This is a genomic window from Chitinophaga oryzae (assembly GCF_012516375.2).
Lineage (GTDB): Bacteria > Bacteroidota > Bacteroidia > Chitinophagales > Chitinophagaceae > Chitinophaga > Chitinophaga oryzae.
In genome coordinates, this window is the sequence record NZ_CP051204.2 from 2172419 (window position 1) to 2193984 (window position 21566).

Here is a 21566-nt window from a genome sequence, read left to right on the forward strand (position 1 = left end):
TGCGAAAGCCGGCGGAAACTCCGCCGGCTTTCCTGATGAAGTACCGGGTTTATTTCAGGTCTACCGGTACCAATACCAGCGGTGTAGGTAAACAGGATGCTCCCGGCGGGGAGTAGGTGAAGTGTGCTTTCTGTACGCCGCCTCCGGCAGCGGGCGTAAATATCTGCACGAGGATGGCTTCCGGTGCTTTGGTGGTGACCAGTTGATTGCCGGGCAACTGGATAATGCCTTCTTTGAATTTACCGCCGCTGACGATCATGGTGTTGGCCATGCCGCCACACCATTGGCTGTTGTCGCCATGCGGGTTCCATGTTATCAGCGCGAGCGCTTTCCCATCTGTACTTTTCCACGACACTTCAATGTTATAGATAACGCCGTAGTTGCCGGCCAGGCTTTTCAGTTCGCCGGTAGAGGCTTCTTTTCCGATCACCCAGGGATCTTTTTTTCCATCGGCTACCAGCAGCTGTGTCATACCGTTTTGAGTGTCGAGGGTATCGTCCACAATAATGCGATAATTGCTCACGCCATAGGTGCCACGGCCCGCGCCTGCATATTGTTTGGAGTCGAGCGGAGCTTTTATGCGGGCTGCTGCTGCAGTAGCGGGCGTTTTCAGGTCGGTTTGCACAATGCTGATTTCACCGGGTTGATCGATGACAAATTCATAGAACCCATGTACCAGCTCATCATATTTCACTACGGCTTTGTCCTGTTTGGGGTCCAGGCAGACGGAGGCGCCGGGCTTCACTTCACGGGCCACTGTTTCCGGTTGTGAGCTGAAGAAGTCGGCCAGCCCCTGTTTGCCGGCAAAAAAATAGTTGGTGGTCGGTTTTTGGGAGGAGTATTTCAGCATACGGATATGCATGGACTGATTTCCCGTGTTTTTGATCACCGCCGCTATTTTACGGTCCATTTTTTCCGGCTGCTGCACGCCGTTCACATTATAGAGGTATAGTCTTACCGATCCTGGTTGCACCGGTTCTCTCAGGGCAACGCCTTCGGGCACACGAATATATTCCGGGTCGTCTGAAATCAGGTACTGTGGACCGGGCAGGATGATTTTCTGATAGGAGAGCGAGGGTATCTGTCCGCTGAGGAGGCCGGGCACCTGCATGGTATGCCCCTGTGGCGTATGCGTGATCACATCGTTCAGGGTGGTCGTCGGCTGCTGTGCGTGCGACAGGAAGCCCGTTAGCAGAGCATAGCTGACTAATAAAGTCTTTCTGTGGGCAGGGAATATATTCATGATATATAATTAATATTATTTTTAATTAAAACAAACTTAATAAAATAATTTATAAAATAAAATGAGCTGTTGATAGACGGAGGCAATCATGCGCAAGCGTATGACCAGTAGCGTATTACCGGGCCGTTTGGGCTGATAGCTTTCCTGCGCCTGCGGCAATATCGATTTTGCTTGGAATGCCTGCTGAAGCAGGATTTGTATACTGTCAACCCGGTTGTCTTAAAAGAGAAAAGAATTAATAAAATTATTTAGTATTTGTTTCTTTGTAATTAAATTTATTATAAATTGTCGCTGGTAAATAAAATAATTTAAAAAGAAAGTCAACCAAAAGTAGCGGATAGGGCCGGCCATAGAGGAACGAACATCGGTAGCATTGAACAAAGTCGGCAATATCAGCCCTGTACACAGCACGCTACTCGATAATATTGCCACGGACAGGTTGAGAGGATAAGTATGGCAACACAAAGGCGGCAAAACAGAAAAGGAGACTTCCCTGTACGGATATATGCCGTCTGACATCAGCGAAACACTAACAGATAAATAATGCTTGCATCCTTCCTGTAAATTAAAAGTTATGAGTAAACCAAATCTAAATGTGCTGATGTGGCGCACACTGATGCTGATGATAGCCTTTGTCATGCAGCATACGCTGTCGATAGCGCAACAGAAAAATGTGACAGGCACCATCAGGGATGAAAAAGGGAACGCTCTTCCCGGCGCCACCATCCTGGTAAAAGATACAAAGAAAGGTATGGTGTCTGATACAGATGGTACCTTCAGTCTCTATGCCGGCGACGCCCCCGTCACCCTGGTGATTTCTATGACCGGCTTTGCGCCCCTAACGGTGACGGCTACACCGGGAGTGCCTTTTAATGCTGTATTGAAAGAGAATGCAAAAGAGCTGAATGAAGTCATGGTCGTTGGTTATGGCACGCAGAAAAAATCTTCCCTTACCGGCAGCGTGGCACAGATTTCTTCAGCTGAGCTGAAGAAAACACCCGCCATGAACCTGACCAATATGCTGGCGGGCCGTCTGCCGGGGCTTGTAGCCACCCAAACTTCCGGCCGGCCGGGATTTGATGACGCTTCCCTGCTCATCCGCGGACAAGGTACCTATAACAATAACAGCCCTGTCGTGATTGTAGACGGGGTGCAACGATCGTTCGCCAACCTCGATCCTTCTGAAGTGGAGAGCATTTCCATCCTTAAAGATGCTGCGGCTGCCGCTACCTACGGCGTGCAGGGAGCCAACGGCGTTATACTCGTCACCACCAAAAGAGGCGCCTCCGGCAAACCTGTAGTGTCTTACGACGGGGAAGTGACCCGCACCGCCTTCACCCGCTTTCCCAAATTTCTGAACGGGCCGGACTACATGTACTGGCTGAAGAAAGGAGAGCAAATGGATAACGACTACCTCACCGCTACCGGGGGAGATCCTGTTCCCTATACCTATTCCGATGCACAGATCGCCGCACTGCGCAACGGCACCAATAAAGATCCTTTTCTCGGTAACACTGACTGGACCGGTATGCTCACCGGCCGCAAAACAATGGCGCAGCACCACAGCGTCAGCGTGAGAGGCGGTTCGGATAAAGTGCGCTACTTCTCCAATGCCAGCTACCTCGACCAGGAAGGCGTGGTGAAAGGCTCCGATTACAAGCGGTACAATGTGCGCACCAACCTCGATGCTAACATCAGCAAGGTCTTCGCGGTTGCGCTGGACCTCGGCGCCCGCCAGGAAACCCGCAACAGTACCGGTATCCCCGCTGATGACGGTGAATATATGAACCCCTTCTACCAGGCTGTGAGAACATTGCCGAATATCCCGGCCACCTACAACGATGTGCCAACCGCCACACGCTCCAACTCGGGCATCGTGAACCCCATCGCGGCCATCGACAACTCTGGCTGGCAGCGGTATATTACCAGCACCTTCCAGGGCGCCATTACCTTTACCGCCCATGTTCCCTATGTAAAAGGGCTGGACCTGAAACTGATGGCGGCCTACGACAAGTCTTTCCAGGAATTCAGAGGATGGACGGCGCCCTACACCCTCATGGTAAGGGAACAAGGCAGCACCGGCTGGTACTGGAACCCTTCCACCCCGCCGGGCATCACCATCAACACCATCCGTCAGTCACAGGCCAATAACTCACGGCAAACGTTTCAGCCCAGCATTAACTATAGCACGGAAGTTGGCCACCATAGCATTAAAGCGCTGGCCTTGTACGAATACTCCCGTCGCGACAACAACGGCTTCTCCGCCGGCGGCGCCAACCTGCCGCTTACAGAACTGAAGGAAATTGATTTCCGCGATCAGGATAATAAATACATCGTACAGCCTACCGGCAACAGCGGCACCAACGCCCGCGCCGGCCTCGTGACAAGGATCAACTACGCCTATAAAAACAAATACCTGCTGGAACTGGTGTCCCGCTATGACGGGTCTGTATACTTCCCTACGTATAACCGTTGGGGTTTCTTCCCGGCCGCCTCTGCCGCCTGGGTGATCAGTGAAGAAGGGTTCTTCAGCCAGCTGAAGGAAAAAGTTGATTTCCTGAAACTGCGGGCTTCCTACGGTAAACTGGGCAACGACCAGGGATACAGCGATTATCAATACCTGCAGACGTTCTCCCTGTCTTCCAAACCAGTGATGGTCGTAGGCGATAAAGCCGTTTCCGGTATCTATTCCGGCGCTATTCCCAACGCCCTCCTGACATGGGAAAAAGCCTACAATACCAACGTAGGAGTAGATGCAACCTTCTTCCATGGCGGATTAAGCGTATCAGCAGAATATTTCTATAAGCTCACCAAAGATATCCTCGATCTGCAGGGCAACCTGTTTCCCCCTTCCATGGGCGGCTATTATCCGCAGGTGGTGAACCGCGGCATGGCCGACGTAAGAGGTTTCGATCTGCAACTGACCCACCGGCATAAGGTAAATGCCAAATTCGATTATGCCGTTACCGGTAACCTCAACTGGTCGCGCAACAAGATACTCGTGAAGAACGATCCCGACGGACTGCCGGCATGGCAAAGAAGTCCGGGCAGAAGCATCGGTGAAAAGAAAGGCTTTATTTCAGAAGGGCTCTTCCAGAACTGGGACGAAGTAAATAACTGGGCTTCTTCTCCCAGCGGCGGCGCCGCGCCCGGGTTCATCAAATATAAGGACATCAACGGCGACGGTAAAATTACCACCGACGATATTACGTATATGGGCCGCAGTAACATACCACAGCTCATGTACGGGCTGAACCTGGAAGTACGGTATGGCATCTTCGATTTTTCCGCCCTCATCCAGGGCGCCGGTTTGAGAGACGTATCGCTGGGCGGTGAATACGAAGGTTCCTCCGGCACCTGGGGCGTAAATGACAACACCCCGTTTACCCGCCCGTTTTACGGCGGCGGCAACAGCCCCTACTACCTGGTGGAGCAAGCCTGGACGCCGGACAATCCCAATGCGCGTTATCCCCGTTTAACCGCCGACAGGGCCGGATTCCCGAACCACAACGGCTGGGCCAACTCGCAATGGGTAAGAAACGGCGCCTATGTGCGCCTTAAATCCGCGCAGCTGGGCGTTACCCTGCCGGCGTCGGTACTGAGGGCCCTGAACGTGGAAAGGTGCCGTTTTTACCTGGCTGGCTTCAACCTCCTCACCTTCGATCACCTGAAGTACATGGACCCTGAGATGCCCAATGCCAATAACGGCTTCTATCCGCAGCAACAGATGATGTCTTTCGGTGCTAACCTTACTTTCTAAACGGAAAAGCTATTACTCATGACTACATTACGCGCTAATATAAAAACCGCTTTACTACTGTTGCTGCTGGCAGGCGGTATACAGTCCTGCAAACTGGACGGCATGCCCGGCGACCGCTATACCGATGCGGCCATCTGGAAAGACGCCGCCAATGTCGATCTGTACGTTTACGGTTTATACGATCAGTTTAAACCCTACACCTTCGGGCAGTTTCCCATCGGCTACAGCAATGCGACAGATGCGTTTACCGATATCGAAAAATATACGTCCAACTCCATGGGCAACGGGACAGTGAACAGGTTGGCCTATAATCCCGGACAGGTGAATGCCGCTTCACCGGGCATCTCTGTCTGGGACGACGCCTATGGAAACATCCGCCGTATCAACGAATTTCTGAACGGTATGCAGCTGTATGCCAAACTCACCGATCAGCAAAAAACACAATTCGAAGCGGAAGTGCGCTACCTGCGCGCCTACAACTATTTCTGGCTGGCGCGTGTCAACGGCAGCGTGATCATTATGGATAAACTTCCTGTCGATAAAAGCCAGGCGCGCTCCAGCGAAGATGACGTGTGGAATTTCATTGCAGCCGATCTCAACTTCGCCGCGCAGCATTTACCCAAGCAATGGCCCGCTGCGCAGAAGGGAAGGGTAACCCAGGGCGCCGCCTACGGGTTGTTGTCACGGGCATGGCTATATGCAGCTTCGGTGGCGGACTACGATAATAAACAATTCAATAAAGATCCGCTTACCGGCGTGCCTTCCTCCAAAAAAACGGAATACTACCAGCACGCCGCCGATGCCGCTGCTGCCGTTATCGGGCTGGGGATCTACGACCTGGAAACGGATTATGCCAAAGCCTTCTCCAACAACAACAGCAAAGAAGCCATCTTCGCCTTGTATTACCAGCGCCCGGGCGTTACCCATCAGCTGGACTTTTACTTCGCGCCACCGGCAGACGTGGCCGGCGGCGGCGCTACCGGCGTACCTACGGCTGAACTGGTAAACGAATATGAAATGGCGGACGGCCGGAAATTCTCCTGGTCGGAAGCAGACATGAAAGCCGATCCCTATGCGGGCAGAGAGCCTCGTTTCTACGCTTCCGTGATCTATAACGGCGCATCCTGGAAAGGCCGCACCATCAATACCACCCCGGACGACGACAAAGAAGGATACATCGACTTTAAAGTCACCGCCGATCCGCGCAAAACAGTCACCGGCTACTACCGGCGCAAAATGCTGGATGAAACCAATACCGACATCCTTGTGCTCAACAGTAACCAGCCGTGGGTAGAAATGCGCTACGCTGAAATATTACTGATACATGCGGAAGCACTGACGAAACTGGGCAAAATAGGGGACGCTAAAATCTCCCTCAATAAAGTAAGGGCGCGGGTAAACCTGCCCGGTACGCCCGCCGCTACGCCGGAAGCCATGATGGCGGCCATCGAGCACGAACGGAAAGTGGAGCTGGCATTTGAAGGCCACCGTTACTGGGACCTGCGCCGCTGGCGCAAAGCGCATATTGTATTAAACAATGTACGTTTTCACGGACACAAAGTGACGTCCAGCGGTAACGGGTTCGACTATACGGAAGTAGACTGCGACAAAGAAAACCGCTATTTCCCTGCTTCCTTCTACTACCTGCCGATCACACAAAACGAAATTGTGACCAACCCGGCCATGAAACAAATTCAGGGCTGGTAATCAGCTATGCGTAACAATAAATGATTTGTACATGCGAAACATATATATCATTCCAGCCGTCATCATGGGGCTGTCCATGGCCATAGCGGCCTGTCACAAGCCGGAAGCCATCTTTCCGAAGGAAGACAGCAAGCCTCAGTCAATCTGGCTGGAGCTGCCCGGCGTAAAAGACGCTGTTTTCGAGCCGGTATACAATGCCGCCAGGGACAGCGCTTTCATTGAAGTGCCTTATTTCTACCCGGTGGAATCAGATAATGAGACAGATATCAGCAAGCTGATATTACGGGCCAATCTGCCGCTGGATGCCGTTATGCGCCCTGCGGTAGGTACGCTGATGGATCTATCGAAGCCGGTGGACCTGGAAATTACGGGAGGCACCGGCCAGAAAAGCAAACTGGTGGTCGTGGCCAAAAAAGTGGGCGACGTGAGCGTGAAGAACGCCACGATGGATTACCTGCTGGATGGCGTGAATACAACCGTGGATGCCGTTGTAAAAGATAATGAAGTCATCTTTTATGTACTGCCGGGGGTAGATGTGTCTAAGGCGAAGGTCAGCGTGACCGTTAACAGTCACTCTACTGCTTCAATAGCCGGTGGCTCGACCGTCAACCTCTCCAACCCCGTGCCTTTTACCGTAAAAAGCATAGACGGCATCATCAAACAATACACGCTGAAAGTGATGCCGCCGGTGAAAAAACCTTACGGCATCGGCATCACCCGTAAGCTGTTTGTGAAGCTGGGCGCCGCTTCCGGCGGTGGCGGCATCAGTACCAACTATACAGAAACCAGTATGGCGGTGAGCGGCGATTACCTGGTGGTTGTCAGCAATACGAACCCCTCCAGGCTTCGCCTGTTTAACCGGACTACGGGCAATTATGTACAGGATATGCCATTGCCTGCTGGTAATTTCTATTCTTTCCAGATGCAGAACGACACGGCCGGAGCGCTGGTAGGCGCCAGCTTTGCGGCGTTGAACGACAAGTTCACCCTGTACCGCTGGAAGAGCGCCACCGATCCGGCGCCGGAAAAAATCCTCGAATGGAACAACACCACCGCATGGGCCGGTATAGGCAGACGGGTACGCATATACGGCGATCTCAACAAGGACGCGGTGATTTATGCTACGGCGTCTCAAACAGCCGATATCTACAAGTGGCGCATTCATAATGGTAAAATCGTCAACGCCGCCAATACGCCGGACATCAATGCCGCACCCGTGGTGGCTACCTATAAAGGTACGGACAACATTGGCTACCTGGCAGACGCTTTGCCGACCGCGGCGTCTTTCTCCGGCACTTATTTCATGAACTACGGAAGCGAAGTGGCGATGGTCAACGGCGGCAGCAACGCGCGTATCGCGGCTTTCCATGCAGATGCCGCCGGTTACATTTTTCATGCGCCGTCTGTGTACTTCAACTTTAACGGGGCCAGCTACCTGGCCTTTGTGAAATACAATTCCTGGAGCCTCAATAACGGTAACATAGCCCTCTTCGACGTGACTGATCCGTCTGCGGTGAGCATGTCGCCCGCCAACCCGGCGTACGGTGCGTTTAACGTCTTTAATTCGGAAGCGATTGCCGGCGCTGCCGACAATGGTAACGGTACCGGCGACGTATGTGTGTCTTTTGCACCGGACCGGTCCAGCGCATACATCTACATGCTGCTGACCAACGTAGGGATCATCGGATACGAGCTTACCACCTATTAATCATCTGCCGGGGCACAGCGCATCCTGTGCTCCGGCTTTTTAAAGTATTGCCTTATGAAAAGAATACCGCTTTTTCCTGCATTGTTGCTGTTGTTGCTGGCAGCGGCCGCGTGCAAAAAGAATAATGATACACCCACCGCTCCCGGCCCCGGAGAAGGTACCGATACCCTGGTGACGCCCGGCGGCAAAAAGGAAGCAATTGTATGGATAGACCTCAACGCCAACGTATTTGGCACTTATGGCCGCTTCAATGATACGCCGTCGATCCGTAAAACGCTGGACACGCTGCAGCAAACCGGCATCACCGCTTTGGTGGTGGATGTGAAAGAGTCTTCCGGGCATACCGTTTACCCCAGCGCCTTTACCGGCAAGGTGACCAGCCGTAACGGCAAGTCACTGCCTTCCAATGCTGACTATCTCGACTTCATCGTGAAGACTGCCAAAGCGAGAAATATGAAAGTATACGCTTCTGTGATGACTTTCGTGGAGGGAGACAACGACAGGAAATCCGGCGCTGTTTTCGAAGACCCTGCTTTTAGGGATAAATACCAGTCTGTTGTATGCGATGTCAATGGCAAACGGGTGCCCATCACGGAAACCGGCCGGCCGGGTTTTGTGAACCCTGCTTACCCCGAAGTACAGGACCGTATCATCAACATCCTGAAAGAGATAGTGACGAAATACGCTGTCGATGGCGTGATCCTTGACTACGCCCGTTATGCCAATATCGACGCGGATTTCTCCGACTACAGCAAAACACAGTTCGTGCAATACCTGAAAACGGTATTCAACGACCAGAACGCCAATTTTATCAATTTCCCGACAGATATTGTCTCTTCCTGGAAACAGGAGAACGGGCAGGTAACGCCCGCTGCCACCGGTAAATACTACAAACGCTGGCTGGCATGGCGTATGAGCGTCATCTACAACTTTGTGAAGAAAGCGCATGCCGCCGTGAGGGCTGCCCGCGCGGACGCCTTGTTCGGCGCCTATGTTGGCGGTTGGTATGGCGATTATTATCCGGTAGGGGTCAACTGGGCCAGTCAGCAATATGATCCGTTCAATGACCCGGTGATCCGCATGGACTGGGCTTATCCGCAAACGAAAGACTATGGTTATGCCGAAGAACTGGGGCTGCTGATGACAGGCAACTACTTTGCACAGATCATGCTGGCCGATAATCCGGCTACAGCAGGACTGACCTACAACTGGTGGAGCCTGGAGGGATCGCTGAATGGCGGACGGTATGTTACCAAAAACAGGGTGCCGCTGGTTGGCAGCATTGATGCCGGTAACACGCCATGGAATAATAAATCGGATATCCGTAAAGCCATTAAACTGATTTTGTCCAAAACATCCGGGGTGATGATTTTTGACCTCGTACACCTGTACGCCCCGCAATACAACCGCCTGGGCGTACCACTGTGGGATGAAGTAAAGGCAGGGTTGCAACCATAGATCTGTAAAACATCGTACGATGACGTTGAAAAATATTCCTTTGCTGCTGCTGGGATGCATTGGTGGCGTTGGTTCGCTGCAGGCGCAGGATTCCAGTTATCATAATTATTTGTATGACAGCCGTACCGCTTATTTCCGGCAGCTGCCGGCAGCCAGGAAGCCGGTCGTCTTTTTCGGTGATAGTATTACGCAATGGGGCGACTGGTGCGAGTTTATTGGAAAAGCGAATATATTGAACAGGGGCATTGCCGGCGATAACACCAACGGTTTGCTGGCGCGGGTGGAGGAGGTGGTCCGGCATCGCCCGGAGAGGTTATTTATCCTCGTGGGTACCAATGATCTCAACAAACATATGCCGGCAGCTTCCATCGTGGCCAACTACCGGCGCATCATCAACGCAGTACAGGAGGCGTCTCCCCATACCCGTATTTATGTACAGAGTGTGTTGCCGATCAACAATCAGCTCATCGGGCGGCAGTATTACAGCGGCACGAATGAACAGATCACGGCGCTGAATACAATGCTCAAAGCCATGGCGGCAGATGCGCACGTCACTTTTGTGGACGTTTATACTTCGCTGCTCGATGACGCCGGGCAGATGGATGCCCGTTACACCTACGACGGGCTGCATCTCTCCGGGGAAGGTTATCTGAAATGGGTGCAGTTGCTGAAGCAACGGCGGCTCATCTGATGCAGCGGCACGGCAGGGATGATGACAATCATTCCTGCCCCCTGACAGCCGTCATTCTTTCTTACTGGCCCGTTAAACTATATTTATTAAATTTAATATAGAAACGCAGTCAGATCAATATGCGGAAACGGAAGGATAGTAAAATAATTTCGGTGATTAAAGCCAATGGTGATACCGAACCATTCGATGAAGATAAAATCCGTCGCTCTTTAATAAGGTCCGGGACGGCTCCGGACATGGTGGACACTATCATCGGAAAGGTGGGCGAGAGGGTATACGATAACATCACCACCAGGAAACTATATAAAATAGTTTTTAATGAGCTGCAAAAACGCAGACGCCCTGCGGCGGGCAAGTACCATCTGAAGAACGCCATTATGGAGCTTGGTCCTACCGGCTTTCCTTTTGAAAGTTTTGTCGCTTCGTTGTTCAGGGCAGACGGCTATCAGGTCATCACCGGGGAGATGGTGGAGGGGCATTGCGTTAAACATGAGGTAGACGTGATTGCAGACAACGGAAAGGACCAGTTTATGATGGAATGCAAATTTCACAGCCGTACGGGTACGGTTTGTGATGTTAAGACTGCTTTGTATGTGCGTGCCCGTTTTTGGGATATTGAGAAGAAATTAGCGGCGCAGCAGGGGAAGGATAGCAAACTGTTTAAAGGTTGGCTGGTAACCAATACCCGCCTTACTGCTGATGCCGAACAATACGGTATCTGTTCAGGACTGGCGCTGATGAGCTGGAACTTCCCGGCCGGCCAGAGCTTGCGGGAACGGATTGATGCCAGTGGTCTTTATCCGGTAACGTGTATCACCTCCCTCAGCCGGGAGGAAAAAGAAAAATTGCTGGCCGCGAATATTGTATTGTGCAAAGACCTCGCTAAGACCCCGGAAGTACTTGGCAAAATTGGCATTTCGGAATCCCGGGCGCAGAGAATAACAGAAGAGGCGTTGAATATCAGCAGGGGAAACATGACCGTGCATGATGAAAGAATGATTCCAAAAGATCACATCCATGAGTAGTCAACAGTCATCAACCAATTGGTACGTCATTACCGGGGGCCGGGTTCAGGTAAAACTACCACCATCAATATCCTGGCGAAGAGAAACTACCATGTTACGATTGAGCATGCCCGTCACTATATAGATACACAACGCATTGGCGGAAAGTCGGTCATGGAAATCAGGAGCAACCAGCGGGAATTTCAACAAAAAGTCCTTGCCATGCAACTTGAGCAGGAAAGGTCGATGTCTCCGGAAGATACTGTTTTCCTGGACAGGGCTATTCCTGATTCGCTCGCTTATTATCGTTTCATGGGGCTGGAGCCCGATGAAAAACTAAATGATGCCTTAAAGACTGTTTCCTATAAGAAAGTGTTTATACTGGATGTTCTGCCCCTGGTGAACGATTATGCCCGCAGTGAGGACGCAGCGGCGCAAAAAAGAATACATCAGCTGTTAATTGACGTTTATTCGTCGCTGCCTTTTCCCGTAGTGCGGGTGCCGGTTATGCCGCCGGAAGAACGGGTGGATTTTATCCTGGAAAATATCGAATCCCTTGAGAAGCACCCTCAGATAAAAAGTAACGGGAATATTCCACAGTGAATATACCGGGTATGTACAGTTTAGCGTTATCAGGGAATGATACCGCCGCAGGAGATTTTGTTTCAGATTTAAAAAATCGGTATTATCTTAAAGTCCTGTCAGATGGCAGGCCCATGCGGCTTTTGCCGGTACCTGCCGATCAATCACGATAATTTTAAACTGATAATGGATTTTTTAAACGGCGCCAATGCGCTTACCCTCGTCTTTGCGGCGTTGCTCATCTTTGCGATTGCTTACCGGTTCTACGGCATCTTCATGGCCAATAAAGTGCTGCAGCTCAATAATGCGCACCTGACGCCGGCAGTGGAGTTTGCAGACGGAAAAGACTATGTGGCGACGAATAAAAACGTACTGTTTGGGCATCATTTTGCGGCGATAGCAGCGGCCGGGCCGCTGGTAGGACCGGTACTGGCAGCCCAGTTCGGGTACTTGCCGGGCACTTTATGGATTTTGATCGGCTGTGTGCTCGCAGGCGGCGTACATGATATGGTGGTGTTGTTCGCCTCTGTGCGGCATAAAGGGCAAAGCCTGGCCACCATCGCCGGTAAGGAAATCGGCAAAGGCACGGGGCTGATAGCGGGCGTGGCGGTGCTTTTTATCCTGATCCTTACGCTGGCCGGGCTCTCGCTGGCCTGTATCAGCGCCATGCATGAAGCATCCTGGTCTTTATTCACCGTTATCGCCACCATGCCTATCGCTATTATCATGGGCCTGATCATGCGTTACCGGAAAAACAGCGTGACCTTCGCCAGTATCCTGGGAGGAGTCCTGCTTATCGCTGCTATCGTGGGCGGGCATGAACTGATGAAGTTTGAGGCGTTGAACAGCCTGTTTCACTGGAAAACAGGGACCATCTCCATCGCTATTACGGTATACGGATTTCTGGCGTCTATCCTGCCGGTGTGGCTGCTGCTGGTGCCAAGGGATTATTTATCTACCTACCTTAAAATAGGAACGATCATTATGCTGGCGATAGGGGTGATATTAGTACATCCTACCATCGAGATGCCTGCCATCACCAGCTTTGTGAACGGCGGCGGCCCGGTGATCGGCGGACCCGTACTGCCTTTTATCTTCATCGTGATCGCCTGTGGCGCTATCTCCGGTTTCCATGCGGTAATTGCTACCGGTACCACCCCGAAAATGCTGAACAACGAAAGAGAAATACTTTTTGTGGGTTATGGCGCCATGCTGGTAGAAGGTTTTGTAGCGCTGATGGCTCTGATAGCCGCCTGCACACTGGCGCCGGGCGATTATTTCGCGATCAATACGCCTACGGACGCCTATGCCGGTTTCCTGGCTAACAATCCTTCCTTACACGCGGTGGAGCTGGACTACTTCAGCCAGAAAATAGGCGTGGAACTGCAAGGCCGGACCGGCGGGGCAGTGTCGCTGGCGGTGGGAATGGCCCATATTTTTAACAAGATCCCTTTTATGGAGAACGTGATGGCGTACTGGTACAATTTCGCCATCATGTTTGAAGCGGTATTTATCCTCACCGCCATAGACGCCGGCACGAGGGTCGGCAGATTCTTCCTGCAGGAAATGCTGGGCAGCGTGATACCGAAGTTCAACGATAAAAACTGGATGCCGGGTATTATCATCAGCAGCCTGTTGTTTACTTTTTCCTGGGGATACCTGGTGTATACCGGCAACGTAAGCAGTATCTGGCCCTTGTTCGGTATCAGCAACCAGCTGCTGGCTGCCTGCGGCCTGATCGTATGCACTACGATGCTGATCCGCATGAACAGGAAGAAGTATGCCCTGTGCGCCGCCATTCCAGGCGTATTTATGGCCATCATCACCTTCTGGGCCGGATATGAGCAGGTAAAACACGTATATCTTCCCAAAGGGCAGTATTTGCTGGCCGTGCTGGCCATCCTGGCCATGCTGCTGATGCTGCTGGTTTTCATCAATACTTTTAAACGCTGGTTTAAGCTTCTGAAAATAGATACGGTGCAGACAGATTTCTACGGAGATCAGGTAAAGGAACTGGTAGAACGGTAATTTTAAAATTGCAACTATGTTGCGATTTAAAATTTATTGCATAATTTGCAGGCTGTTTACACAGAATGCGCCGGAACCGGGACATATCGCTGATGAGAATAAAAGCGCTCCTGCTGCTGCTATGGTTTATAGCGCCACAGGTAGTGGGGTTGCTGCATCATCACCATTACCGGCAGGTGAATGACAGCGGCATTACGAACGCAACGGGAAAAGTGTATGCCACGGTAAAAGCATGTCACATCTGCGAACTTGTCAACCACCACGGCCATGAGCCGTTTCTCCTGCCCGGGCAGCTGCCGGTCCTGCTCAATACCATTCACTTTGTTCATTTTGAGTGTCTCAGCACTCCGCTATATACTACCTACGCTTTAGCCTATACGAACAAAGGTCCGCCCAGCCTTGCAGCCACCTTTGTGTAATTCTCCATATTTCATTGACAACACGGGCCCTGTACCGCCATGGGGCGCGTACGCACCTGTGTCATAACAAAACTTATGCTGCAAGCAATTTCATTATCGAAAGAATACAACTCCTTTAAGGCGCTGCAAAAGCTGGACCTCGAAGTAAAGCCGGGAGAGGTTTTTTGTTTACTAGGACAGAACGGCGCCGGCAAAACCACCACTATCAACCTGTTCCTGGGATTCACCGCCCCCACCTCCGGCCGCGCGCTGGTCAACGGAAAGGACGTCGTTCCCGGCGCAGTGGCTACCCGCAGGGATATTGCCTATATCCCGGAAGTGGTGATGCTGTACGGCCAGATGACGGCCATGGAAAACCTGGATTATTTCAGCCGGCTGGCCGGGGTTACCTGTCATAAAGACGAGCTCGCCGCGTTCCTTTCCCAATGCGGCTTACAGACTGATGCCCATCACCGGGCGCTGGGCGGCTTCAGTAAAGGCATGCGCCAGAAAGTAGGCATCGCCATAGCACTGGCCAAAAATGCAAAAGCTATTTTGATGGACGAGCCCACCAGCGGCCTCGATCCGAGGGCGACGGACGAGTTTACCTCGTTGGTGCTGCAGCTGGGAAAGCAGGGGAAATCGGTGCTCATGGCCACGCACGATATCTTTAATGCCGTCAACTTAGGAACGCACATCGGCATCATGCGCCAGGGGCAGCTGGTACACACGGTAAAAGCCGCCGACATCAACGCCAACGACCTGCAACAACTGTATCTGCAAACTATTTAAACATTTTTTCCGTGAAGATTTTCACACTGCCATACCAGTATAAACTGACCGGTTTATGCTGCGCGGGATTTTTGTCCGTAGTGTCTGCCTACGCGCAGCAACCGGCAGACACTACTATTGTCCCTGCTTCAAAAGAAGAACTGCAGACAGTAGAAGTAATGGGCACCCGCACCCGTAAATATTTCAGCGATTATTCTTTCTCCGCTACCAAAATCGCCACATTAAATAAAAACATCCCGCAGGCTATCTCCACCGTATCGAAGGAGTTAATAGCCGACCGACAGGCCTTTACGCTGACGGATGCGGTTAAAACGGTGACAGGCGTTTCACAAAGCAGCTTCTATAACCAGTTTGCCATCCGCGGCATCAGTCAGAATGAAGAAGGCACCATCATCAACGGGATGCGTACCCGCCAGTACTTTTTTACCCAGCCGCTGACCAATCACCTGGAACGCGTGGAGGTCATTAAAGGCCCCGCCAGTGCTATGTTTTCCAGCGTCGACCCCGGCGGCAGCATCAACCTGGTGACAAAAAAGCCACTGAAAGAAAGCCGCAGAGAAGTCAGCATTTCGGCGGGCAGCTTCAGCACCATTCGCGGCGCACTGGACTTCACCGGCCCGCTGAACAAAGAAAAGACCTTACTGTACCGGCTCAACGTAGGTTATGAAGACAGCAAGAGCTTCCGTGACATGCAGTACCGCAAAGCGCTGCTGGTAGCACCTTCCTTTTCTTATGTGCCTGCCGCAGGCACCAGCCTGAACGTGGAGATGGTGATGACGAATAACAATACCCGTCTCGACAGGGGGCAGGCCATCTTCGGCGCTATCGCCGGTAAAACGGACCTGAACAGCACCGGCATCAATTTTAACATGGGCAGCAGCAACGATCACTTCAATACCCGCGACCTGATGCTGATGGCCAATTTCGCCCATTCCTTCTCAGAGAAGGTTGGTTTCAACGTCGCCTATATGAAACAAACCTGGGATGAAGACTTACAGGAACACCGTACCACCAATGCATTTGCCGTGGATGAAAACGGCGCCGCCATTCCAACGCTCGCAGGTATGCGCGCTGTCATCCGGCAGCAACGCTGGAATACGGACAATCTCAGTATATACTTCACCGTTAAACAAAATACAGGTCCGCTGGAGCATAAGCTGGTACTGGGCTATGACAGGATCAATACCCGTAAATTCAGGGGCGGCGGCGAAAACAGCGCTGCCGGCTACCGCCTGAAAGACGGTACCATCGCTTCCAGGTACGATCCCGCCAAAAAGGACCTGTACCTTCTCAGAACCGTCAACGGCGTGACCATGCCGGTGCCCAACGTACCGCATTTTGACCTCGCCCGACCGGGTTATTTCGTGGCTAATCTGAATGAATACATCTTTGCCAAAAATGAGATCCCGCCGGCTTACTACCTTGTCAACGGCGTGTGGTTACAGGACCAGGTCCGGTACGGCAAACTGTTGCTGACCCTCGGGCTGCGGCAGGAATGGTATGAAGACTTCAACCAGTACAAACAGGTTAACCAGACGAAGATATCCCATCAGCAGTTGATCCCCCGTGTAGGCCTTACCTGGGAAGCCACTTCCCATATCAATGTTTATGGCACTTATCTGCGCGGCTATCAGCCGCAGGGGAACACTGCTACGCTGGTAGTAGTGCCGCCGCCTGCCGGCGCCAACTTCAAACCGCTGGAAAGCGATCTGAAGGAGATCGGTGTTAAATCCGGCTGGCTGAATGATAAACTGCAAATAAACATGGCCGCCTTTGAAATCAATCAGAAAAATCTGCTGATGAATGCCAACGACCCGGTGGATGTGAATAAGCTGATAGAACGCGGAGCGCAACGCAGCCGCGGTATTGAAGTGGAGGCATCCGGTTATGTGATGGACAACTGGCAGTTCAACGCCGGCTACAGTTACATCGATGCCGTGATCACCGACGACAACGACCCCAAACTGAAAGGCACCCGCGTGCAGAATACGCCGCAACATGCCGCCGCCCTCTGGACCCGTTACAACATGCGGGGCGTCAAAATACTGCAGGGCATAGGAATCGGGGCCGGCGTGCAATACAGCGGGTCCAAACTACCCTGGTATACGCGCGATTTCATAATTCCCGGCTACACCGTGGCAGACGTGGCCCTTTATTACACCCCGCCGCAGTCTAAAGTACAGCTGGCGGTCAACGTGAATAATATTTTCGATCAGACGTATTGGGTGGGCGCACAGAATTACCTGCGCCTGTTTCCCGGTACGCCCAGAAATGTGATGTTTAACGTAACCTATAAATTCTGATATGCAGACCATCTTACTGATCGCCGGTCAAACCTGGAAAACCATTCTCCGGAACAAGGCATCGTTCTGGCTGACGGTTTTACTGGGTATTACCTTGTGCGTAGCCACCTGGATAGGCTGGCAGCACTATCAAACGCAGCAACAGCAACGGTTGCAGTACAGCAAAGCGGTACGGGAGAAATGGGTGTCCAAGCCGGATAAACATCCGCATCGCATGGCGCACTACGGCTACCTTGTTTTCCGCGATAAACATCCGCTCAGCTTTTTTGACTTCGGAATAGAAAGTTTTTCCGGCGTCTCCATATTCCTGGAGGCGCATAAGCAGAACACCGTCAATTTCAGCGAAGCTGGTTTCTCCAATGGCACCCTGCGTTTCGGGGAAATGAGCGTAGCGATGGTGCTGCAGTTGCTGGTGCCGCTGCTGATTTTTTTCCTGGGATACAATGCTATCGCCGGTGAGCGGGAGTCCGGCACGCTGAAAATACTTTTATGCCAGGGTGTTAGCTGGCGTCAGCTGATGGTCGGTAAAGCCCTGGGTATTATCGCCGTTAGCTTCACCCTCTTCCTGCCGGTGATCGTACTGACCATCGTGTTATGGGCCATGCTGAGCCAGGGGCAAATTACTGCTGACGCAGCCCTGCGGCTGCTGCTTTTACTGATCGCCTACGCCGCGTACTTCGCCATCTGCGCGGGCATCACGGTATTGGTGTCTGCGGTGAGCCGCAGCTCCAAAGGGGCGTTGACTATTTTACTGGGCAGCTGGATTTTCTTTCTCGTCATCTTGCCGCGGTTGACGCAGGCGGCCGGCGCCAACATCTACCCGGCCCCTTCGAAAATTGAATTTGCGGCGGCCATCGAAGAAGACCTGCACAAACAGGGTGACAGCCACAACCCGGACGATCCGCATTATGCCGGTATGAAAGCGGCGGTGCTGAAAAAGTATAACGTAAAGGACGTGAAAGAGCTTCCGTTTAACTACGGCGGCTATGTGATGGCGGAAGGAGAGAAAATATCTGCGGGCATTTATGCAGATCATTTGCGCCGGCTGACAAGAATTTACCAGCAGCAAAACAGCTTCACCGTAGCGGCCAGTTATATCAATCCTTACCTGTCCATCCGGAACCTGTCGATGGCCTTAACGGCGGCGGATTTTGCCACCTATGCCAGTTTCCAGGAACAGGCCGAACAATACAGGTACCAGCTGGCGCAACGGATGAACAGGTTACAGATGGAATACATCGGCAACAATAAACCGGCGGTCATTAGTCATGACCACTGGGCGGAAATGCCGGACTTCAGATACCGGTTCAAAACGGCGGGGTCAGTATTGCAGGAGCAGGGGGCCACCATCATGGCGCTGGTTTGCTGGCTGGGATTGATGACCGTTGGATTGTTGACTGCCTCCAAATGGGCAAGGACGCTTTAAATGTGGAAAAATGAAAAGACTATATCAGTTTGAATGTATACTTTTTTTCAGGACCCAGGCGGCATGGTGGGGAGTGCTGATCCTATTGCTGAGTGGCGCGGCGGGATTGTATCTCGGTAAATCCTTTATCGACAAACAACGATCGGTGATACAAAAAGCGGCAGTGCTGCAACCGGAGAATACCCAACGCAATCTCCGTTATTTCGGGAACGAACTGGGGCTGATGTTATACCATAACAAGTATACGCTGGTGAACCAGCCAGACCCCTGGGCGGCTTTTGCCACGGGGCAGCGGGATATTAACCCGGTGATGCTTACCGTGAGTATGCTGGGTTTGCAGGGGCAGATGTATGATACGGACCTGAACAATCCTGTCAGCCTGCTGTATGGAAATATAGACCTGGCGTTCGTATTCGTTTTCCTGTTTCCCCTGGTGATCATCGCTTTTACCTACAACGTATTATCGGCAGAGCAGGAATCGGGCGTGTGGCGCATCATCCATGCGCAGGCGGACAATCCGCAGCGGCTGATACGACGTAAGCTGCTGGTAAGGGCAGTGGTGGTGCTGGGCGTGGCCCTGGTGCTGCTGTTGTCGGCAGTAGTGTATTTACGCCTGCCGCTGGACGGCCGTTTGTTGTGGGTATCTGTTTTGTTGGTTAGTTACCTGTTGTTCTGGTTTGCCTTATCCTGCTGGGTTATCTCCTGGGGGAGATCATCGGGCTTTAACCTGGCAGCACTGGTCGCCTGCTGGGTGTTGCTGAATATGCTGGCGCCCGCGCTTGTCAATATCTGGACCAGCTGGCGTTATCCCGTGCCCGAAGCCATGGAAACGGCGATGCGGCAGCGGGAAGGCTATCATGAAAAGTGGGACATGGATAAGTCGGTAACGATGGATAAGTTTTTCGCACATTATCCTCAGTTCAGGAAGTACCCGTTTGATTCCTCTCAGGACTTCAGCTGGTATTGGTATTACGGGATGCAGCAGATGGGTGATGACGAAGCTGCGGCAAGTACAAAAGCCATGCGCGAAAAGCTGCAGCAACGGCAACGCTTCAGCAACGCCGCAGCCCTAATGCTGCCCGGTATCCAGACAACGCTGCGGCTGAACCAGGTGGCAGGTACCGATCTGCAGCAGTATCTTCAATTCCAGTCGGCATTGCAGCAGTTGCATGAAGAGGTAAGGATGTATTTCTATCCGATGGTATTCAGCGATGGTAAAGCCGCACAGGCGGACTGGAACAAATTTGCCCTCCGTTATTTTGAAGCACATGACCAGCGCCCCGACTGGCGACAGGCTTCCATCCTGTTGCTGGCGATAGTCCTGTGGGCCATGGCTGCCAGGAATTTCAGGCAAACATTAAAACAACCTTTATGAGAAAAAATATTTTCGTTGCCGCGTTACTGTTGTTAGCAGGTATAACAATGTCATACGCACAGCCTAAACCATTTATGTTCAAAGGACAGGTGATACCTGCCGGTACGCGGGCTTCGTTTACAGTGCCGTTGGCCACCGGCGCCGGTGACAGTGTACGGCTGCCGTTCACCGTTCTCCACGGCACGGAGCCGGGGCCGGTATTAGGATTGATTGCCGGTGTGCACGGGTATGAATACACGCCGATACTGGCCTTACAACAGTTGCCGGACCTGGTGGACGTGCAGGCGTTGCGGGGAACGGTGATCGTGCTGCATATTGCCAATGTGCAGGCGTTCAGCGGCAGAAGTATTTACTATAATCCGGCAGACGGGAAAAACCTGAACAGGTCTTTCCCCGGCAAACAGGACGGGACTGTCACCGAACGCATCGCCTGGTTTATTGCGCATGACCTGTTCAGCAGGTGTAATTATGTGGTCGACAATCATTCCGGCGATGGCAATGAAGACCTGCATCCGTATGCCGGTTATTATGAATATGGGAAACAGGCCGCTGCTTCCCGTGAGATGGCGTATGCCACGGGATTTGACTGGATCATGCCGGCGCCGGCGAACCTGGCCAAAGGGGAACAGGCGCTGTATTGCAACCGGGAGGCTGCGCTGCAGGAGATCCCGTCACTGACGCTGGAATGTGGCCGGCTGGGAAAAACGGACGCCGGAAGCGTGGACAGGATAACAGGCGCTTTGCTGAGTATTATGCGGCATTTGAAAATGCAGTCCGGCGAACCGCTGAAAGCGAACCAGCCATTTGCCATTACCGAACGGGCCAGCGTGAAGAGTGAACATACCGGTATGCTTAAAACGGCTGCCTATGCCGGCATGCTGGTGCGCAAAGGCATGAAGCTGGCCACGGTGACGGACTTTACAGGGAGCGTATTGCAGGAGATAACAGCGCCGGTAGATGGTGTGATCGTGTACATGCTGAAAACGCCGCCGGTGAATAAAGGGGAGGGGGTATTCAGTTTTGGGGTGCTGCCAAAATGATCAAATAAAGCCGGCTTTTTTCATCATAAAATAATACTGTATCCGGGGAAA

Annotated in this window: 15 protein-coding genes; 14 read left to right on the plus strand and 1 reads right to left on the minus strand. The window is 52.3% G+C overall.

The features are described 5' to 3' along the window. Positions 1–49: 49 nt before the first annotated feature. Positions 50–1243, minus strand: coding sequence for a copper amine oxidase (locus tag HF324_RS09060; protein WP_168859615.1), 1194 nt, complete (start codon positions 1241–1243; stop codon positions 50–52). Between the two features lie 574 nt (positions 1244–1817). Between HF324_RS09060 and HF324_RS09065 the strand changes: the two genes are divergently transcribed. From HF324_RS09065 to HF324_RS09130, 14 genes are all read left to right on the plus strand, one after another. Further along, on the plus strand, positions 1818–5003 hold the full coding sequence (locus HF324_RS09065; RefSeq protein ID WP_168859616.1) for a SusC/RagA family TonB-linked outer membrane protein: 3186 nt from the start codon (positions 1818–1820) through the stop codon (positions 5001–5003). A gap of 18 nt (positions 5004–5021) precedes the next feature. After that, entirely contained in the window at positions 5022–6710 is a 1689-nt protein-coding gene (locus tag HF324_RS09070) for a RagB/SusD family nutrient uptake outer membrane protein (RefSeq protein ID WP_168802117.1), read from the plus strand. Positions 6711–6741: 31 nt separating this feature from the next. Next, positions 6742–8418, plus strand: a complete 1677-nt coding sequence (locus HF324_RS09075; protein WP_168859617.1) for a DUF5018 domain-containing protein — start codon at positions 6742–6744, stop codon at positions 8416–8418. Between the two features lie 54 nt (positions 8419–8472). Next, entirely contained in the window at positions 8473–9876 is a 1404-nt protein-coding gene (locus tag HF324_RS09080; protein WP_168802119.1) for a family 10 glycosylhydrolase, read from the plus strand. A gap of 19 nt (positions 9877–9895) precedes the next feature. Next, the gene (locus HF324_RS09085) at positions 9896–10567 is read left to right on the plus strand and encodes a GDSL-type esterase/lipase family protein (RefSeq protein ID WP_168859618.1); all 672 of its coding nucleotides are present in this window, start codon (positions 9896–9898) and stop codon (positions 10565–10567) included. A 152-nt stretch (positions 10568–10719) separates the two neighbouring features. Next, complete coding sequence (locus HF324_RS09090) at positions 10720–11592, plus strand: ATP cone domain-containing protein (RefSeq protein ID WP_168802121.1); 873 nt, start codon at positions 10720–10722, stop codon at positions 11590–11592. An 18-nt stretch (positions 11593–11610) separates the two neighbouring features. Next, positions 11611–12174 (plus strand): AAA family ATPase, encoded by a 564-nt coding sequence (locus tag HF324_RS09095; protein ID WP_220101286.1) that lies wholly within the window; start codon positions 11611–11613, stop codon positions 12172–12174. A 165-nt stretch (positions 12175–12339) separates the two neighbouring features. Then, on the plus strand, positions 12340–14181 hold the full coding sequence (locus HF324_RS09100; RefSeq protein ID WP_168802123.1) for a carbon starvation CstA family protein: 1842 nt from the start codon (positions 12340–12342) through the stop codon (positions 14179–14181). A gap of 92 nt (positions 14182–14273) precedes the next feature. After that, the gene (locus HF324_RS09105; RefSeq protein ID WP_168802124.1) at positions 14274–14600 is read left to right on the plus strand and encodes a hypothetical protein; all 327 of its coding nucleotides are present in this window, start codon (positions 14274–14276) and stop codon (positions 14598–14600) included. 75 nt (positions 14601–14675) lie between these two features. Then, positions 14676–15371, plus strand: a complete 696-nt coding sequence (locus HF324_RS09110; protein WP_168802125.1) for an ABC transporter ATP-binding protein — start codon at positions 14676–14678, stop codon at positions 15369–15371. Between the two features lie 11 nt (positions 15372–15382). Further along, positions 15383–17674: a TonB-dependent siderophore receptor gene (locus tag HF324_RS09115; protein ID WP_168859619.1), complete on the plus strand. Its 2292-nt coding sequence runs from the start codon at positions 15383–15385 to the stop codon at positions 17672–17674. A gap of 1 nt (position 17675) precedes the next feature. Further along, positions 17676–19100 (plus strand): ABC transporter permease, encoded by a 1425-nt coding sequence (locus HF324_RS09120; RefSeq protein ID WP_168859620.1) that lies wholly within the window; start codon positions 17676–17678, stop codon positions 19098–19100. Between the two features lie 10 nt (positions 19101–19110). Continuing rightward, entirely contained in the window at positions 19111–20475 is a 1365-nt protein-coding gene (locus tag HF324_RS09125; RefSeq protein ID WP_168859621.1) for a DUF3526 domain-containing protein, read from the plus strand. Beyond that, entirely contained in the window at positions 20472–21515 is a 1044-nt protein-coding gene (locus HF324_RS09130; RefSeq protein ID WP_168859622.1) for a M14 family metallopeptidase, read from the plus strand. Before HF324_RS09125 ends, HF324_RS09130 begins: the two co-directional genes overlap by 4 nt. Positions 21516–21566: the final 51 nt, after the last annotated feature.

Coding starts and splice junctions, on each gene's coding strand:
- HF324_RS09110 (WP_168802125.1), top strand. CDS start 14,676: ATGCTGCAAGCAATTTCATTATCGAAAGAATACAACTCCTTTAAGGCG.
- HF324_RS09105 (WP_168802124.1), top strand. CDS start 14,274: ATGAGAATAAAAGCGCTCCTGCTGCTGCTATGGTTTATAGCGCCACAG.
- HF324_RS09070 (WP_168802117.1), top strand. CDS start 5,022: ATGACTACATTACGCGCTAATATAAAAACCGCTTTACTACTGTTGCTG.
- HF324_RS09075 (WP_168859617.1), top strand. CDS start 6,742: ATGCGAAACATATATATCATTCCAGCCGTCATCATGGGGCTGTCCATG.
- HF324_RS09125 (WP_168859621.1), top strand. CDS start 19,111: ATGAAAAGACTATATCAGTTTGAATGTATACTTTTTTTCAGGACCCAG.
- HF324_RS09065 (WP_168859616.1), top strand. CDS start 1,818: ATGAGTAAACCAAATCTAAATGTGCTGATGTGGCGCACACTGATGCTG.
- HF324_RS09100 (WP_168802123.1), top strand. CDS start 12,340: ATGGATTTTTTAAACGGCGCCAATGCGCTTACCCTCGTCTTTGCGGCG.
- HF324_RS09085 (WP_168859618.1), top strand. CDS start 9,896: ATGACGTTGAAAAATATTCCTTTGCTGCTGCTGGGATGCATTGGTGGC.
- HF324_RS09060 (WP_168859615.1), bottom strand. CDS start 1,243: ATGAATATATTCCCTGCCCACAGAAAGACTTTATTAGTCAGCTATGCT.
- HF324_RS09080 (WP_168802119.1), top strand. CDS start 8,473: ATGAAAAGAATACCGCTTTTTCCTGCATTGTTGCTGTTGTTGCTGGCA.
- HF324_RS09130 (WP_168859622.1), top strand. CDS start 20,472: ATGAGAAAAAATATTTTCGTTGCCGCGTTACTGTTGTTAGCAGGTATA.
- HF324_RS09120 (WP_168859620.1), top strand. CDS start 17,676: ATGCAGACCATCTTACTGATCGCCGGTCAAACCTGGAAAACCATTCTC.